Annotated in this window: 10 protein-coding genes; 6 read left to right on the top strand and 4 right to left on the bottom strand. The window is 60.1% G+C overall.

Annotated elements, in window-relative coordinates:
- The first annotated feature begins 80 nt into the window (after window positions 1–80).
- From HKK55_RS08920 to HKK55_RS08910, 3 genes are all read left to right on the top strand, one after another.
- Entirely contained in the window at window positions 81–1,577 is a 1,497-nt protein-coding gene (locus HKK55_RS08920; RefSeq protein ID WP_169354315.1) for a methyl-accepting chemotaxis protein, read from the top strand.
- 191 nt (window positions 1,578–1,768) lie between these two features.
- On the top strand, window positions 1,769–2,983 hold the full coding sequence (locus tag HKK55_RS08915) for an MFS transporter (RefSeq protein WP_169354314.1): 1,215 nt from the start codon (window positions 1,769–1,771) through the stop codon (window positions 2,981–2,983).
- 179 nt (window positions 2,984–3,162) lie between these two features.
- A complete protein-coding gene (locus HKK55_RS08910; protein WP_169354313.1) occupies window positions 3,163–3,783 on the top strand; it encodes a LysE family translocator in 621 nt (206 codons plus the stop codon).
- A 10-nt stretch (window positions 3,784–3,793) separates the two neighbouring features.
- Here the strand turns inward: HKK55_RS08910 and HKK55_RS08905 are convergent, their stop codons facing one another.
- Window positions 3,794–4,513, bottom strand: coding sequence for a type 1 glutamine amidotransferase (locus HKK55_RS08905; RefSeq protein WP_169354312.1), 720 nt, complete (start codon window positions 4,511–4,513; stop codon window positions 3,794–3,796).
- A 336-nt stretch (window positions 4,514–4,849) separates the two neighbouring features.
- Window positions 4,850–5,176: a DUF2834 domain-containing protein gene (locus HKK55_RS08900; protein WP_169354311.1), complete on the bottom strand. Its 327-nt coding sequence runs from the start codon at window positions 5,174–5,176 to the stop codon at window positions 4,850–4,852.
- A 121-nt stretch (window positions 5,177–5,297) separates the two neighbouring features.
- Between HKK55_RS08900 and HKK55_RS08895 the strand changes: the two genes are divergently transcribed.
- Window positions 5,298–6,119, top strand: coding sequence for a helix-turn-helix domain-containing protein (locus HKK55_RS08895; RefSeq protein ID WP_237151330.1), 822 nt, complete (start codon window positions 5,298–5,300; stop codon window positions 6,117–6,119).
- 37 nt (window positions 6,120–6,156) lie between these two features.
- Here the strand turns inward: HKK55_RS08895 and HKK55_RS08890 are convergent, their stop codons facing one another.
- Both HKK55_RS08890 and HKK55_RS08885 read right to left on the bottom strand, forming a co-directional pair.
- Entirely contained in the window at window positions 6,157–6,573 is a 417-nt protein-coding gene (locus HKK55_RS08890; protein WP_169354310.1) for a VOC family protein, read from the bottom strand.
- A gap of 84 nt (window positions 6,574–6,657) precedes the next feature.
- Window positions 6,658–8,397: an amidohydrolase gene (locus HKK55_RS08885; protein ID WP_169354309.1), complete on the bottom strand. Its 1,740-nt coding sequence runs from the start codon at window positions 8,395–8,397 to the stop codon at window positions 6,658–6,660.
- Window positions 8,398–8,502: 105 nt separating this feature from the next.
- Between HKK55_RS08885 and HKK55_RS08880 the strand changes: the two genes are divergently transcribed.
- Together HKK55_RS08880 and HKK55_RS29405 are read left to right on the top strand one after the other, a co-directional pair.
- The gene (locus HKK55_RS08880) at window positions 8,503–9,417 is read left to right on the top strand and encodes a LysR family transcriptional regulator (RefSeq protein WP_169354308.1); all 915 of its coding nucleotides are present in this window, start codon (window positions 8,503–8,505) and stop codon (window positions 9,415–9,417) included.
- A 1,111-nt stretch (window positions 9,418–10,528) separates the two neighbouring features.
- Window positions 10,529–17,482 carry a YadA-like family protein gene (locus HKK55_RS29405; RefSeq protein WP_169354307.1) on the top strand — a complete coding sequence of 2,318 codons (6,954 nt, stop codon included), beginning with the start codon at window positions 10,529–10,531 and terminating at the stop codon, window positions 17,480–17,482.
- The last annotated feature ends 2 nt before the right edge of the window (window positions 17,483–17,484 follow it).

Below are 17,484 nucleotides of genomic sequence, written 5' to 3'. Positions count from 1 at the left end.
GTCTGATTCGCTCCCCGCATGCGCGTGTGGCACCTCGCATGCCTGCTTGAACTTGGCCAGCCCCCATGGAGTACGAGTGAATGCCTGCGCAAGCCCGATTCATCGAGCACTACCGCAAAGCCGACCGCATTATGCTCGCCCTGATCTGGCTGATGGGCCTGTTCTCTCTGGGCCTGGCTTTCTGGCACGACACCCTGCTTCAAGCGCTCTTCGTGGGAGGCGGCACCTGCGTGGTGCTCACCCTGTCCTATCGCGTCATCGGCGGCACACGCCTGATGCGTTGCGCGCTTGGCGTTGGCCTGATGGTCATGGCTGCCTTGCACATCAACCAGACCCAAGGCGTCATCGAATCGCACTTCGGCATCTTCGCGCTGCTGGCGGTGCTGACCTTCTACCGCGACTGGCTGCCCATCCTGGTGGCCGCCGTCACCATTGCAGTGCACCACGTGGTGTTCCACGCCTTGCAGCACCAGGGTTTCCCTGTGTTTGTGATGGAGCATCACGGAGGCTGGAACATGATTTTCGTCCACGCCTTCTACGTGGTCATGGAGACCGTCGCCCTGCTCTACCTCGCCGTGCACAGCCAGACCGAAGCAGTAGAAAGCCAGGAAATGCTCGAAAAAATGCTCGCCGTCACCACCCAGTTCAGCGGTGAGGCCGCCAAGGACGACCCGGAAAAAATCCACGTCTCCCTCGCCACCCGCTTCGACCACTTTCTCACTCAGATCACCGGCCTGATCGACGGCGTCGCCCGCGACTCCCACGGCCTCGGCCAACTCGGCCAGGAACTTGCCCACGCCAGCGGTACTCTGGAAAAAGGCGCGCGCCACCAACTGGCGGAAATCGCCCAAATGACCGGTTCCATGCAACGCATGGAAGACGCCATGGGCCACATCGCCGTACACGTCGAACATGCCGTCGAACACGCGGGCCAAGCCAGCCAGCAAATCATCCGCGGCCAGGAAAGCGTCGGCCGCGCCCAACAGGAAATCACCCAACTCGCCACCCGCCTCCACGACACCAACGAGACGGTCCAAGGGCTGGCCGTGCAAGCCGAACAAATCGGCTCGGTGCTGGAAGTCATCAGCAGCATCGCCAGCCAGACCAACCTACTGGCCCTCAACGCCGCCATCGAAGCCGCCCGCGCGGGTGAGCAAGGACGCGGGTTTGCCGTAGTCGCCGATGAGGTACGCAGCCTCGCGCAGCGCACGGCGGTGTCTACCCAGGAGATCAAGACCATTATTGAAGGGTTGCAACACGGCAGCCGGCGGGCGGTTGAAGCCATGCACGCTAGCCGACAAGGGGTGGAGCGGTGCGTGGAAGACAGCCAACTGGCGGTGCAGATGCTGCAGGCGGTGGGCAATGACATTTCGCAAATTGATCAGTTGAATGGAAGGATTGTGTCGACCACCCGCGAGCAATCCACAGCGAATGTGGAGATTGTGGGACGGCTGCAGTCGGTGCAGAGCATTGCGCAGAGTACGGCGCAGGATGTAGAAACGTTGGCCAGGAGCAGTGAGCGCTTGCCGCCGATTGCGGTGCGCTTGGATGCGTTGGGGCGCAGGTTTCATCAGTGAGTGGGAGCAAGACCCGGTGCTCGACTCAAGCGCTACTGCTGACTCGGATTGGCAGTAGCACCGGAATGGAGGATGGCACGGAATCCCACGCATGGCCTGCCAGCCAACAAATCGCGCTGTCAAGTCAAAGCTGGCCATGTAACCATATGTGTCTCAGCCCTTGATACTGTTCATTACAGGAACCAACGCGGATGCTCACTGCCTTCAGACACTACCCGTTTTCGGTCAATCTGCTGCTGTCGTCTGCGTTGTTCCTGACACTGGGTCGCGCCATTACCCTGCCGTATATGGTGATTTATCTGTCATCCAACTTCACGTTGGGCATCAGCGAAATCGGTCTGGTAGTGGGTGGTGCGATGCTTGTCGGCTCGTTACTCAGCCTGTACGGCGGCTACCTGACTGACAAAATCTCCAGCTATCGATTGATCCTGAGCTTCACGGGGTTTTTCACCGTAGGCTTCATCGGCATGTGCGTCACGCGGCAGCTGTGGCTGTTTTTCCTGTTTCTGGTGGCATTCAATTTCGCCTATTCAGTGATCGATATTGTGGTCAAGGCCGCGTTTGGCAAACTGCTGCCGGAAGCCGAACGCGGCAAAGTGTTTTCGGTACGCTACACACTGATCAACATTGGTTACGCAGTGGGGCCGTTCATTGGCGCTGGGCTCGCGCACATGAATATGAAACTGCCGTTCTTGATGTCAGCGATCCTGGGCATGAGCTACTTCCTGACTTATATGGTCTGGGGCGACAGGACCCTCAGTTCCGCTGACCCGGCCAATGCCCCGGTATCGTTCGTCGCGGTGGGGCGCATTCTGCTCAAGGACTATCGCCTGGTCTGCTTCACGGTTGGCGGCGCGTTGAGCGCTGTGGCGTTCGGCCAGTTCACCGGCTACATCTCGCAATACCTAGTGACCACAAGCACACCGGAATTTACCTACCAGGTCATCAGCTCGGTGGTGGCGGTTAATGCGACGGTGGTGATCTGCCTGCAGTACATCGTGGGCAAGCGCATTACCAATGAGCATTTGAATCAATGGCTGACGGCGGGCTTCAGCCTGTTTCTGCTGGGCGTCGTCGGTTTTGCGTTGTCCACCAGCGTGCTGCATTGGGCGTTGGCAGTGGCGATATTCACCCTAGGCGAAATCATCGTCTTCCCGGCCGAGTACATGTTCATCGACCGCATCGCGCCAGACCACTTGCGCGGCATGTATTACGGCGCGCAAAACCTGTCCAACCTCGGCGGAGCACTGGGACCGGTGTTGTGCGGATTTGCCCTGGCATCGCAGCCGGCGCATTTCATGTTCTATATGCTCGCAGCGTTTATCGTGGCGGGCGGATGCTTCTATCTGATGGGGGCCTCCTATTCCAAACGCCACGACACTGGACGCGGTGATCGCGCCCAATGAGTGCTTTACCTACCCCCGACGCCTGGCAGCACATAGCTAGGCGAATCATTCGGCGGTATCCGCTCAGAGGAAGGTCAAGCCAGGTTCAAGCAGGCCTGATGATGAGCAATATAGAGCTTGCCCCCAGCTTTCCGATGATGGCAGTTTAAGGCTCCCCGTCCGCCCTTCCGGAGCCGTTCATGGACCTCGCCACCCTCACCCTTTTCCTCCCGGCCTGCTTCGCCCTGAACATGGCGCCCGGCCCCAACAACCTGTTGTCCGTCAGCAACTCCACCCGCTACGGCTACCGCACCTCGTGCCTGGCCGGTGTCGGTCGCCTGCTGGCCTTCGCCGGCATGATCGCCCTCGCCTCCGCCGGGCTGGCGGTGGTGTTGCAAACCTCGGAGTTGCTGTTCTACGGGATCAAGATTCTTGGGGCGGCGTATCTGTTTTATCTGGCGTATCAGCTGTGGCGTGCCAATCCGCAGGCAGAGGCCGAATCGGCGGCGGCCAAGGTTGGACTGTGGGCGTTGTCACGGCAGGAGTTTCTGGTAGCGGCGGGCAACCCAAAAGCAATCCTGATCTTCACCGCCTTCCTACCGCAGTTCGTCGATCCTGCACAGCCCATCACCCCGCAATTTGCCCTGCTCGGCGCGATGTTCCTGGCCCTGGAATGGATCGCCATCAGCGCCTACGCCTACATGGGCCTGCATATGCGCCGCTGGTTTGCGCAGCCTCGGGGCAAGCGGATATTCAATCGCTGCTGCGCCGGGTTGTTGTCGGCGGCAGCGACGGTGTTGTTGATGGCGCGACGTGCTTGAGCGGACGACGTTATTGCAGGCTGTAGTCCGCTACTAACTTATCCAGAAACCCAAAGAGTTTCTGGTTCATTTCGTCATAGTCGTTGGCAAGTAGCGCCGCCGATTGCTGAACAAAACGACGGCCTGTCGCAGCGGCCAGCTCGCTCTCGGATGCAGAGATGAGCGACTCCACGACGTCGCGAGTGAACTCCATATGGCACTGAAAACCATACACGAGCGGGCTGTACTCAATGATCTGCCTTGGGCAGCCTTCGCTGTAGGCCAGGACCTTCGCGGTGTCAGTCAGGCCGGGCATGTCGTTATGCCAATGACCGACATCCAGGACGTCGCCAAAGTCCGCAACCTTGTCGTTGGTTTTACCCTCCGAGGTCAGCGTAATCGGGTACTTGCCGATCTCTTTCTCAGGGCTGTGACCGAACCTGGCCCCCAAGGCCTCACCGACCAGTTGAGCGCCAAGACACACACCTACCACAGCCTTTTGCGCCTTGACTGCTTTGGCGATCAAGACACATTCGGCAGCGGCGTCAAAGTGGGGGCATTCCTGCTGGGTAGTGGCGGGAGACTGCGGGCCACCGAGGATGACCAGAAGGTCGATATTGTCGACGTTACCGGGCAAGCCTGTACCCTCATAGACACGGGAATAGCTGGCTTCATATCCGCGCGCTTTGACCCACTTCTCATAGGCGCCGGGATTCTCAAAGGCTTCGTGAACGATGAAATGAACTTTCATTGGAATTCCTCGGTGGCTGATGCATAACACCACAGATCGTATATGACACAAGGTGTCATACGCAAGAGCCCGCCACCCAGCCCAATGCCAGTCAGTTAAGGAATGAAGGTCAGATAAACGAACGTAATCCCGTGTGGCTGTCGAGCCCCAGCGAGGCTGCGATGACGTCGGCACAGTCAACATTGACGTTGCCTGACCCACCGCCATCGCAGCCTCGCTGGGGCTCGACAACTCCCACCTATGATCTTCTCTGTCTTGAAGGCCTGCGTTCGCTTAACTGATCGGCATTAGGCAGAAGCGGTGTAGATTTTTCGGTGACGTCCAACACAAACACGGTCATCCGTCTGCCATCGTGTGGGGTTGGCGGCTGAAGCCGTTGATCACGATGTACAGCAGCGGGCCAATCGAGACGAAGATCGCCGTTATCAGCAAGTAGGGGAGGATGAAGGCAAGCGAGCGTCCTTTCGAGCGAGCATCCCGGTACATCCAGACGCAAGCCATGACCGCGAGCACATAGAGGTCGACGACCACTTGCGCGGTGTCTGGACGAGACATGAGTTCCAGGCCAAACGCAATAAGGGACTGATCTGCCAGCAACAGCGTGTACGTCGTATACAGGGAAAAACCCACCAGGGTAACGAGGGCGAGATACGGTCGTTGCATTTTCTCCTCCTTGGAGACAAAAGTGGCTGATCGACGCGAGCACGTTAGTGATAACGTCGCCTTGCCCTCAATGACCTCTCAGGTCATGGACGTCATTGACCCGCACTGCCAGAGTCAAACCATGAGCACCCAGCCCTTTCTCCGAACAACTCCTCCAAGCACCGCCGGCGCACAGCTGCGCCACTTGCGCCGACAGGCCCGCCTGAGCCAGCTGGACCTGGCGCTGATCAGCGGAATTTCCCAGCGCCACCTGAGTTGCATCGAGACAGGTCGCGCCAAACCGAGCCCCGGCACGTTGCACAACCTGCTGATGGCGCTGGAGGTACCGCTGGAGCAATGCAACAGCGTGTTCCTGGCGTCGGGCTATGCCCCGCGCTACGAAGCCACCCCGCTCTCTTCACCGTCGATGGAGGCGATTCGAGACGCCATCAGCCATGTGCTTCACGCCAACAATCCCGCGCCGGCGATTGTGCTGGGCAGCCAGTGGGAAGTCCTCGCCGCCAATGCCAGTACTGCCGTGTTGTTCGATCTGGTAGGGCTGGCGCCAGACGCGGCCGAAGGGCTGAATCTACTGGTCACGTTGCTGCAGCCTGGAGGTCTTGGCGATCACTTGATCAATGCCGACGAAATCAGAAATATTGCCTGGCAGCGGGCATCGCGAGAAGCCCTGAGCAACCCCACACTGGCCAGCCTCGTGGAAAGACTGCCGCCTCCGGACAGCCTCACCGCCATGGCCAATGATCTGCCGCCCTTGGTGCTGACTCGCATCAATTCCCGGCAAGGCGAGTTGAATTTCCTGTCGACCTTCACGACCTTCGGCATGCCGCTGGACATCACCGTGACGTCGTTGCGGATCGAGCATCTGATTCCCGCTGATGCGCACACTTGGCAGGTCATGACTGCGGCCTATGCACTGTCGTTAAGCGCACTGAAAGTGTCTTGACCGTCGGTTATTACACATAGCCGAACACCCCCGTCGCCTACGCAAGCATCTCTGGATTCCAGGCCACCTCCCAGAGGTGCATGTCGAGGTCCTGAAAATAGCCAGCATACCCTCCCCAGAAAGTATCTCTCGCCGGTTTGACGAGAGTGCCACCCGCGGCCTTGACCTCGGCCATCACGAGGTCGACTTCATCTCTGGACGCAACGTTATGTGCCAGGCAAATACCGGTTGAAGACGCAACGCTCACCGGCAGACCCGAGTCCGCGGCAAGGCTGACACGCGGCCAGAGTGCCAGTCGAAAACCCGGCTGCAGGTCAAAGAAGGCAACCGCCCCGTTTTCGAACGCTTCACCGACGATGCCTTCGGTGGGCAAGCCGAGGCCCTCCTGGTAAAAACGCACGGCTCTTTTCAGGTCATCGACAGCCAAGGTGATCAAACTGATTCTAGGTTTCATCGCATCAATCCCAAGATTTGCGGTGGTCTGCTTTTGGAGGGGGTGGAACCGATCGATTGCTCGGGCACCCACTCTCGCAAAGTCCTAGGGGCGACTATAGACCTCGCGCCCGGAAAAGTAGGTCTTGAGTACCTGGGTGTCGGCCAGTTGCTCGTCAGCCACGCTGAATACATCGCGATCCAGGACGATCAGGTCAGCCTGTTTACCCGGCGTGAGCGAGCCAATCTCTTTCTCAAGCCCAATGGCCCGGGCCGCGTTGCGGGTATAGGCATAGAACATCGTTTCGCGGTCGATCCCCTCGTCTTTGTTCAGCACACCCTTGGGTCCCTTGCGACTGATTGCCTGGGAAATGGCTTTCCACGGTTCCGGGGTGCTGACCGGCCAATCGCTGGCACCCGCAATGGTCGCACCATTTTTCAGCAGCGAGCGCGCCGGATACATGTACTGGAATTGCATCGCGTTGATATAGGGCTTGAGCAAGTCGATGCTTGTCTCGTCTGCACTGGCCCAATACAGCTGCATGGAGGCAATCACATTCAGCGGTTTGAAGCGGGCGAATTCCTTGGGGTTGACCAGTTGCAGATGGGTGATCGAATGGGTGACGCCACTTTGCCTGTCACGGCGTGCCTGCTCGATGCCATTGAGCGACTCGCGTACCGCACGGTCACCAATCGCATGCACATGCACCAGCCAGCCACGCGCATCGGCGGCGCTGACCAGCTCACCGAAATGCGCAGGGTCGATCAACAACTCTCCGGCTTTTTTTGAGTTCTTGTAGGGTTCGAGCAAGGACGCGGTTTGCGCCGGGACCTCGGCGACACCATCGGCAAAGATCTTGATGCCTGGCAGGCTGAGGTTGTCGACACCGGAGAACTGCTTTCTGACTTGATCCAGCACCTCCAGATCGACAGGCTTGCTCTTGGGGTTGGCGACCATTAACGCGGCCACCCGCAATTGCAGCTCGCCCTTGTCCGACAACGCTTTATAGACGGGCAAGACCCCCACCGTTTGCGCGGTAGGTTTGAAATCAAATACCGCATCGCCTGGCATCGCATTGGCCGCCGGGTCCATGAGGGCGGTAATGCCCAAACGGTGATTCAGATCACGCGCCGCCCGGCCTGCATCCAGCAACTGGTCAAAGGTTGGAGCAGGAAGCTGAGACTCCACCGCAGACAATCCGGCGTCTGCCACGAAACCGTTTGGGGTGCCGTCCGCATGATGGCCGATGGTCGCTACGGCTTCGCCCTTGAGCGACTTGATCCGTTCGGCGTCAATGCCTGCGCGCTTGAGCATCGCCTTGTTGGCCCAGCCGGTGTGGTAGTCCCAACCGATGAAAGCAATCGGCGTATCAGCCCATTCACCCTGGTTGAAGCGTTTCTCAAGTTCGGCCAATTGGCTCCAGTAGGTCGACGGGAAGCCGCCGACACTGAGCATGTCTCCATGGCGAGCCTTGCCGTCATCTCGCCACGCGCGCAACCGTCGATCCAGCTCGTCGAAGGGCAGCATCTGCGATTCAAGATCGGCCGACTTGAGTTTCACCCCGCCAAAGATCGCATGGCTATGGCTGTCGATGAAGCCGGGCATCAACACCTTGCCCTGCAAATCGATCACCTGCGTGCCGGCTTCTTTCAGCGCAAGCACCTCGGCGTCGCTACCGACCTTGACGATCCGGCCATCGAGCACCGCAACGGCCTGTTGCAGCGCCTGCCCCGGCTCGGCGGTGAACACCTTGCCGTTGTACAAGAGCAGATCGGCCGCCGCCATGCTTTCCATTGATGAAAAAGCCACCGCCATTGCCAGCGTCGCCCTGAGAACGTTCTTCATAGCCCCAACACCTTTTTATTCGAGTGTTCGAGAGACTAGCCAAGTCAGGTGATGTTAAGAATACTTGATGGCAGAAACACATACTTTCCCAAAAGGAAAAAGCGCATGGATCAGCTTGGCGCCATCACCATGTTCGTGGCCACCGCACACCACGGCAGTTTCACCCGTGCAGCTGCCTATCTGGGCAAAACGACTTCGGCCCTGACCAGAGCCGTGACCCACCTTGAGGCGGAACTGGGAACACGTCTGTTCGAGCGCTCCACACGCCGGATTGCCCTGACCGAAGCCGGGCATCTCTATCTGGCAAGCGCTCGACAGGTGCTGATTGAGCTTCAGCAGGCGCGAGAAGATATTGATCAGCTGCAGCAGGAGATGTGCGGCACCTTGCGCGTGGTCGCCCCACCCTCCTTCGCTCCGGCTTTTCTCAATGCCGCGTGCTGTCGCTTTCTCGAGCAGTATCCGCTGATGCGCCTCGAGGTCGACCTGACCGATGAACTCGTGGACCTTGTCGAGGGCAGCTACGACCTGGCGGTACGCGACGGGCCTGTCGAATTGCCCGACCTGATCGCGCGGCCACTGACCGCAAACCGCATCCTGCTGTGCGCCAGCCCCGCTTACCTGCAACGCAAGCCACTGGAGGTGCTGCCGCACACATTCGATCAGCACGACTGGCTGGTTTTTCGACACCCGGCACTTAACCCTCATTACTGGTGGTTTACCCATGAAGGAGAACGTCAGCGCATATCGCAGCCAGCACCTCGCCTGGCGAGCGACAATTATGACTTCCTGTTCGCGGCCCTCCTGGCAGGCATGGGCTTGCAGTTGTGTCCGCAGTGGAGTGCCGTCCCTTATCTAAAACGCGGTGAACTGGTGCAACTACTCCCTGATATAGAGACTGACCCGGATCAGTTCGGAGCAAAAATCCATGTCATCTACCCTGAACACCGGCGCCACACCCGCAAGCACCAGGCATTTATCGAGTGTCTGAGTAACTATCTGGATGAGCAGGCGCTGCACTAACTATACTTTTAAACAGTAGACATCAAGCGTGTTCCGAAAACAGCAAAAGCACACCTTTATAATTAATACCAATTTTCCTGAAAATTCCGCCACAAACAAAAACAGAAAACTAAAGCCCTGCTAATATCATTTAATCAGCGTCCTTATAGCAAAAAGATACAACCGCGCGCCAGACTCTTGCTACGGTTAGCAACAGGCTAACAACCTGTTGTTTTCAAATGGCTTTATTTTTTTGACGCCAAGGAATTGTCATGGTTGCTGCAACTACCTTACATGGAGTGTTGGTGAATAACCTTCGCGACGACGGTTGCCCGTTATGTTCCGGCAAAGGGACTACGGTCCGGGAAATGGCCGCTCACGCACCGAAAACAATCGAAATAAATACATTTATATTCAATGGCTTGCAAAACAAAATGAGCTTGGACTACGCCTTTTTCTGCGGGTTTGATACCACTTGAAGACCTTTACGCCAGAAAATGGCGATCGGTTACTCACCTCCGAGTTTTATTGTAAGAACTAGACCTCTAATCAAACTGATGTGTGGTTCGAAGTGCAGTGCGAGACTGTAAGTACGCATAAGCGTTTTATGCCCTTTTATCAGGCTTGAGTGTGCGACTCGAAGACACGAAACAAACAGATGATTACGCCTTGTTCACAACAATGGATGGGCCGTTTGCCTATGCATGTTCTTGTTGATCGATGATATAGGGGCGATATTAAGATGAAAGAAACAATACCTTTTATTGTTAATTCTGATCATTCACCAGGCTTATCAATACCGGAGAGAAAGGGCAAAAAAACGAAAAACACAGTGCTGCGAAAAGAGTGCATCACCGCCACGTCGGCGTTGGTTTTCCTGGCAGCTGGCTGCTTTCAAACGGTTGAAGCATCAGCCTATCCTCCCGCTGGAACCTGTGTTTCAGGGGGCGGGAATGTCCAGATCGGTCAAGTCACGACGGGACCAACGACTGTGGGCCCTGTGGATGGCTCTGGAACGTATTCAAATGTCTTGGGGTGCAACGCCAGTGGTAATGGGCAATCGTCTGTTTCCGTTTTCGGTACTTTTGCCCAAGCAACCGCGCAGGGAGGCGCCGCGTTTGGCTTTTCCGCATTGGCAGGCCAATGGGCGTCGGCGTATGGGCTGTCCAGCACCGCGACGGGTATCGGCAGCACAGCGTTAGGTTTCGGTGCCCAGGCACGCGGTATTAACACTGTCGCGATTGGTGGGGCGGGTGGTGACGGTACAACCGCGTTGACACCGGCCAACTCTACAATTGCCACAGGCAATGGCTCGACTGCCATCGGCAGCAATAGTCAACGAGGGGCTCAAGCCAATGCGGCCGATAGCATCGCAATCGGCGGCCAGTCTACCGTGGCGACGGGAGCAACCTCCGGCATCGCTCTTGGGCGCGGCAGTTCCGCCACGGGCACCTATGGGGTGGCTGCAGGCGATGGTGCCAGCGCTGCCGCCAACGCAATCGCTGTGGGTCGAGACGCCAAGGCGACGGGGACTGCAAGCATCAGTATCGGCCTTGGCAATACGGTCAGCGGCAATAATTCGGGCGCCATTGGTGACCCGAGCACGGTGTCGGGGGCTAACTCGTACTCCTTGGGTAACAACAACACGATCGTGTCTAACAATGCCTTTGCACTGGGCAACAACATTACGATACCGACGGGGCTGGATGGCGCCGTTGTACTGGGCAACAACTCCACAGTAGCCGCCTCGACACCTACCGCGAATGCCACGATCAATGGCACGACTTATAACTTTGCGGGCGCGGCGCCAGTGGCTGGCGGGGTACTCAGTGTCGGCGCCGCGGGTAGCGAGCGCCAGGTCACCAACGTGGCGGCAGGTCGCGTCACGGGCACCAGCACCGATGCCGTCAACGGCAGCCAACTATTCGCCACCAACACGGCGGTCAATGGCGTCGGCACCACGCTCAACAACATCGTGAACAACGGCGCAGGCATCAAGTACTTCCACGCTAACTCGACCCTGGCCGACAGCACCGCCACCGGCACCAACAGCGTGGCTGTCGGTCCGACTGCCAATGCTACAGCGACGAATGCCATGGCTCTGGGCAACGGCGCCACGGCGGGAACCGCCAACTCGGTGGCCCTGGGCAGCGGCGCGACTACAGCTGCGGCTAACGCCACCGTTGGCGGTACGATCAACGGCACGGCCTACACCTATGCCGGCGGCGCACCGATTGGCGTCCTCAGCCTGGGCACGGCGGGTAACGAACGGCAAATCACTAACGTAGCGGCGGGCCGAGTCACGGGTACCAGCACCGATGCCGTCAATGGCAGCCAGTTGTTCGCCACCAACACGGCGGTCAATGGTGTCGGTACCACACTCAACAACATCGTGAACAACGGTGCGGGCATCAAGTATTTCCATGCCAATTCGACCGCCGCCGACTCAAGCGCTGTCGGCGTCGACAGTGTGGCGGTGGGCCCGTTGGCCGTCTCCAATGGCGCCACCTCGACCGCTGTCGGCAACAACGCCTCCGCCGCTGCCGCCCAAAGCTCGGCCCTGGGCGCCAACTCTTCGGCGACCGGCATACGATCGATCTCGGTGGGCAATACATCAGCGGCAGGCGACGGCAGTATCGCGATCGGGGGCACGGGGGCAACGAACAGCAGCTTCAAGCCCACCGCAACCGGCGCGGATGCCATCGCCATTGGTGCCAGCAATACACAGGCCCTTGGACAGCGGGCGGTTTCGATTGGCCGCGATTCGTGGGCTAATGGCGATAACTCCACTTCAATGGGTTACAACGCCGAAGCGCTGGGTCTCAATGCCGCGTCCTTTGGCACCAGCGCGTCAGCGGATGCCGACAATTCGTCAGCGTTCGGTCCAAACGCGAAAGCCACGGCAACCAATGCCACGGCCCTGGGCAGCGGTGCCACAGCGGGAACTGCCAACTCAGTAGCCCTGGGCAGTGGCGCAACCACCGCTGCGGCTAACGCCACCACCGGCGGTACGATCAACGGCACGGCCTACACCTATGCCGGCGGCGCACCGATTGGTGTGCTCAGCCTGGGGACGGCGGGCAATGAACGGCAAATTACTAACGTGGCGGCCGGCCAAGTCACGGGCACCAGCACCGATGCGGTCAACGGCAGCCAATTGTTCGCCACCAACACGGCGGTCAATGGCGTGGGCACGACACTCAACAACATCGTGACCAATGGTGCCGGCATCAAATACTTCCACGCTAACTCGACCCTGGCGGACAGCACCGCCACCGGCACCAACAGCGTAGCCGTCGGCCCGACTGCCAATGCTACAGCGACCAACGCCATGGCTTTGGGCAACGGCGCCACGGCGGGAACTGCCAACTCGGTGGCCCTGGGCAGCGGCGCCACCACGGCGGCGACCAACGCCACCGCCGGCGGTACGATCAACGGCACGGCCTACAGCTATGCCGGCGTCGCGCCGATTGGTGTCCTGAGCTTGGGATCCGCGGGCAATGAACGCCAGATTACCAATGTGGCGGCCGGCCGAGTCACAGGCACCAGCACCGATGCGGTTAACGGCAGCCAGCTGTTTGCGACGAATACTGCCGTCGACGGTCTGGGGACTTCGGTCAACAACATCGTCAATAACGGTGCAGGCATCAAGTACTTCCACGCTAACTCGACCCTGGCCGACAGCACCGCCACCGGCACCAACAGCGTGGCTGTCGGCCCGACCGCCAGTGCCACGGCGACCAACGCCATGGCCCTGGGCAACGGTGCCACAGCGGGAACTGCCAATTCGGTAGCCCTGGGCAGCGGCGCCACCACCGCTGCGGCTAACGCCACCGTTGGCGGTACGATCAACGGCACGGCCTACACCTATGCCGGCGGCGCACCGATTGGTGTGCTCAGCCTTGGAACGGCGGGTAATGAACGCCAGATCACCAATGTGGCGGCAGGCCGAGTCACAGGCACCAGCACCGATGCGGTTAACGGCAGCCAGCTGTTCGCTACCAACACGGCAGTCAATGGCGTCGGCACAACACTCAACAACATCGTCAACAACGGTTCAGGCATCAAGTACTTCCACACTAACTCGACCTTGGCCGACAGTACCGCCAGCGGGATCAACAGTGTGGCTGTCGGCCCAACCGCCAGTGCTACAGCAAGCAACGCCATGGCCCTGGGCAACGGTGCCACGGCGGGAACTGCCAACTCGGTGGCCTTGGGCAGTGGCGCCACCACCGCTGCGGCTAACGCCACTACTGGCGGCACGATCAACGGCACGGCCTTCACCTATGCTGGCGGCGCACCGATTGGTGTGCTCAGCCTGGGATCGGCGGGCAATGAACGCCAGATCACCAACGTGGCGGCAGGCCGAGTCACAGGCACCAGCACCGATGCGGTTAACGGTAGCCAACTGTTTGCGACAAATACCGCCGTCGATGGCCTTGGCACTTCGGTGAACAACATCGTCAACGGCGCAGGCATCAAGTACTTCCACACTAACTCGACCCTGGCCGACAGCACCGCCACTGGCACCGACAGTGTGGCCGTCGGCCCTAGCGCCAGCGCCACGGCGACCAACGCCATGGCCTTGGGCAACGGTGCCACGGCAGGCACCGCCAACTCGATAGCCCTGGGCAGCGGCGCAACCACTGCTGCGGCTAACGCCACCACCGGCGGCACGGTCAACGGCACGGCCTACACCTATGCGGGAGGCGCACCGACAGGCGTCTTGAGTGTGGGCAGTGCGGGCAATGAACGCCAGATCACCAATGTGGCGGCCGGCCAAGTCACAGGTACCAGCACCGATGCGGTCAACGGCAGCCAATTGTTCGCCACCAATACGGCCGTCGATGGCCTTGGCACTTCGGTGAACAACATCGTCAACGGCGCAGGCATCAAGTACTTCCACACTAACTCGACCCTGGCGGACAGCACCGCCACCGGCACCGACAGCGTGGCCGTCGGCCCTAGCGCGAGCGCCACGGCAACCAATGCCATGGCCTTGGGCAACGGGGCCACGGCAGGCACCGCCAACTCGATAGCCCTGGGCAGCGGCGCAACCACTGCTGCGGCTAACGCCACCACCGGCGGCACGGTCAACGGCACGGCCTACACCTATGCGGGAGGCGCACCGACAGGCGTCTTGAGTGTGGGCAGTGCGGGCAATGAACGCCAGATCACCAATGTGGCGGCTGGCCAAGTCACGGGCACCAGCACCGATGCGGTCAACGGCAGCCAATTGTTCGCCACCAATACGGCGGTCGATGGCCTTGGCACTTCGGTGAACAACATCGTCAACAACGGTACGGGGATCAAGTATTTCCATGCCAATTCGACCTTGGCTGATAGCGCCGCAACGGGCATCGACAGCGTGGCCATTGGTCCACAATCGGTAGCGGGTGGCGCGCAATCCTTCGCCGCCGGCGCCGGTGCTTCCGCGACTACCGCCGGCGGCGTGGCCCTGGGTAACCAGACCAGTGTGCAAGTGTTGGGCGGTGTAGCGCTGGGCCAAGGCTCGGTCTCGGACCGTGCCATCGCGCCCTCCACCGGTTTGATCCCAGTGGGCAATGGTGCCATTCGCTACGACACCTCCGACGCGACCTTACTGGGTGCCGTGTCACTGGGTAAAACCGGCACGTACCGGCAACTCACCAACGTGGCGGACGGTACCAGTTCCCAGGATGCCGTGACGTTACGCCAACTGACCGGCGCAATCGGTTCGATCAGCGCCACCGGTACGATGTACTTCCACGCCAACTCGGCTAACCCGCAGGACTCCTTGTCGGTGGGACAGGAGTCGATTGCCGTAGGCCCGGCCACCGTGGTCAATGGCGATAACGGCATCGGCATCGGTAACCAGGCCACCGTCGGCCAGGCTGCCGCTGGTGGCATCGCGATTGGGCGCGATACCCAGGTGCTGCTGGCCTCCGGCATTGCCATCGGCTCCCAGGCCCAGGCTCAGGGTGAACAGTCGCTGGCACTCGGCGCCGGTGCAGTGGCCAGCCACGCCACGAGCATCGCGCTGGGTTCAAGCTCGGTCACCACGGTCGGCGCCCAGAACGGCTACACCGCTTATGGCCTCAGCGCCCCACAGACCTCGGTCGGCGAATTGGGGATTGGTACTGCACTGGGTGATCGCAAGATCACTGGCGTGGCGGGAGGCTCGGCGCCGAACGATGCAGTGAATGTGGCACAACTGACAACCGTCGGTGACCGGGTGACGCAGAACACCACCAGCATCACTAACCTTGGCGGGCGGGTCACCACCATCGAAGGTGACATCACCAACATCACCAACGGTGCGGGCATCAAGTACTTCCACGCCAATTCGACCAGCGCGGACTCCCAGGCGGTAGGTCTGGAAGCCGTCGCCGTGGGCGGCGGTACCGTGGTCAGTGGTGACAACGGTATCGGCATCGGTAACCAGGCCACCGTTGACCAGGCGGCGCCGGACGGCATTGCAGTAGGTCGCAATAGCAAGGTGTTGGCGACTTCCGGTATTGCTATCGGTGTCGATGCCCAGGCTCAAGGCGCACAGTCGCTGGCACTCGGTGCCGGTGCAGTGGCCAGTCAAGCCAACAGCATTGCGCTGGGCTCCAACTCGGTCACTACGGTGGGTGCCCAGAGCGGCTACAGCGCTTACGGTCTCAGCGCGCCGCAGACCTCGGTCGGTGAATTGGGCATTGGCACGGCACTGGGTAATCGCAAGATTACCGGCCTAGCCGCCGGCTCGGCGCCGAACGATGCGGTGAACGTGGAACAACTGACGGCGGTGGGTGACCAGGTGGCGCAAAACACCACCAACATCACCAACCTGGGCGGGCGAGTCACGACCATTGAGGGCAACATCAACAACATTACCAACGGCGGCGGCGTGAAGTACTTCCACGCCAACTCTACCCAGCCTGACTCGGTGGCCGGCGGTGCCGACTCGGTGGCGATCGGCGGCAATGCCAGCGCCTCGGGCACTGGGGCCGTGGCTTCGGGCAACGGCGCGCAGGCCTCGGGCACTGCGTCGGTGGCCTCAGGCAACGGTGCGCAGGCAACCGGCGCCGGGGCTGTGGCGGTGGGCAATGGCGCCACGGCCAGTGCCGATGGCAGCGTAGCCGTTGGTCAAGGCTCAAGCGACAACGGCCGCGGTGCCGAGAACTACACCGGCAAATACTCCAACGCCAGTAACGCCAGCGTGGGCACTGTTTCGGTGGGCAATGCCGCCACGGGCCAGACCCGCACGGTCAGCAACGTTGCCGATGGCCGGCAGGCTACCGATGCGGTCAACGTACGGCAACTTGATGGCGCGGTGGCCGAGTCCAAGCAGTACACCGACAACTCGCTGAACACCATCAACACCAACGTCAATAACATCGCGGGCAACATCACGGCCGTGGATAACCGTGTCACTCAGGTCGAAGGCAATGTCTCCAAGGTACAGAACGGTACCGACGGCATGTTCCAGGTGAACAACACCAGTACCGCCGCCAAACCTTCCGCCACCGGTACCAATGCGGTGGCCGGTGGTGCCGGCTCGGTGGCTTCCGGCAACAACAGCGCAGCAGTCGGCACCAATGCCAAGGCTTCCGGAGCGAATTCGGTGGCCATGGGTAACGGCGCCAGCGCCACAGGGAGCAACAGCACGGCACTGGGTGCCAACTCGGTGGCGAGCCGTGACAACAGCGTCTCGGTCGGCGCAGTGGGCAGCGAACGACAGATCACCAATGTGGCCGCCGCCACCCAAGGTACTGACGCGGTGAACTTCGATCAGCTCAATAAAAGCGTGTCGAACATCACCAACAACGCTAACGCCTACACTGACCAGCGTTACTCCGAACTCAAGCGCGACCTGAAGAAACAGGACGACACCTTGAGCGCGGGGATTGCCGGTGCCATGGCAATGGCGAGCCTGCCACAACCCTACTCACCTGGAGCGAGCATGACGTCAATCGCAGCAGCCAACTATCGCGGGCAATCAGCGCTGTCATTTGGCGTGTCGAGAATCTCCGATAACGGCCGCTGGGTCAGCAAACTCCAGGCCACCACCAACACCCAGGGCGATGCGGGGATTGGCGTTGGCGTCGGCTACCAGTGGTAAGT

This window comes from Pseudomonas sp. ADAK18, assembly GCF_012935695.1.
Classification (GTDB): Bacteria; Pseudomonadota; Gammaproteobacteria; order Pseudomonadales; family Pseudomonadaceae; genus Aquipseudomonas.
Note: the sequence above shows the minus strand (reverse complement) of the source record. Positions and strands in the feature narration are given on the sequence as shown.

Excerpts from the sequence above, each read along its gene's own strand:
- HKK55_RS08920 (WP_169354315.1), top strand. The coding sequence starts at position 81 with ATGCCTGCGCAAGCCCGATTCATCGAGCACTACCGCAAAGCCGACCGC.
- HKK55_RS08915 (WP_169354314.1), top strand. The coding sequence starts at position 1,769 with ATGCTCACTGCCTTCAGACACTACCCGTTTTCGGTCAATCTGCTGCTG.
- HKK55_RS08910 (WP_169354313.1), top strand. The coding sequence starts at position 3,163 with ATGGACCTCGCCACCCTCACCCTTTTCCTCCCGGCCTGCTTCGCCCTG.
- HKK55_RS08905 (WP_169354312.1), bottom strand. The coding sequence starts at position 4,513 with ATGAAAGTTCATTTCATCGTTCACGAAGCCTTTGAGAATCCCGGCGCC.
- HKK55_RS08900 (WP_169354311.1), bottom strand. The coding sequence starts at position 5,176 with ATGCAACGACCGTATCTCGCCCTCGTTACCCTGGTGGGTTTTTCCCTG.
- HKK55_RS08895 (WP_237151330.1), top strand. The coding sequence starts at position 5,298 with ATGAGCACCCAGCCCTTTCTCCGAACAACTCCTCCAAGCACCGCCGGC.
- HKK55_RS08890 (WP_169354310.1), bottom strand. The coding sequence starts at position 6,573 with ATGAAACCTAGAATCAGTTTGATCACCTTGGCTGTCGATGACCTGAAA.
- HKK55_RS08885 (WP_169354309.1), bottom strand. The coding sequence starts at position 8,397 with ATGAAGAACGTTCTCAGGGCGACGCTGGCAATGGCGGTGGCTTTTTCA.
- HKK55_RS08880 (WP_169354308.1), top strand. The coding sequence starts at position 8,503 with ATGGATCAGCTTGGCGCCATCACCATGTTCGTGGCCACCGCACACCAC.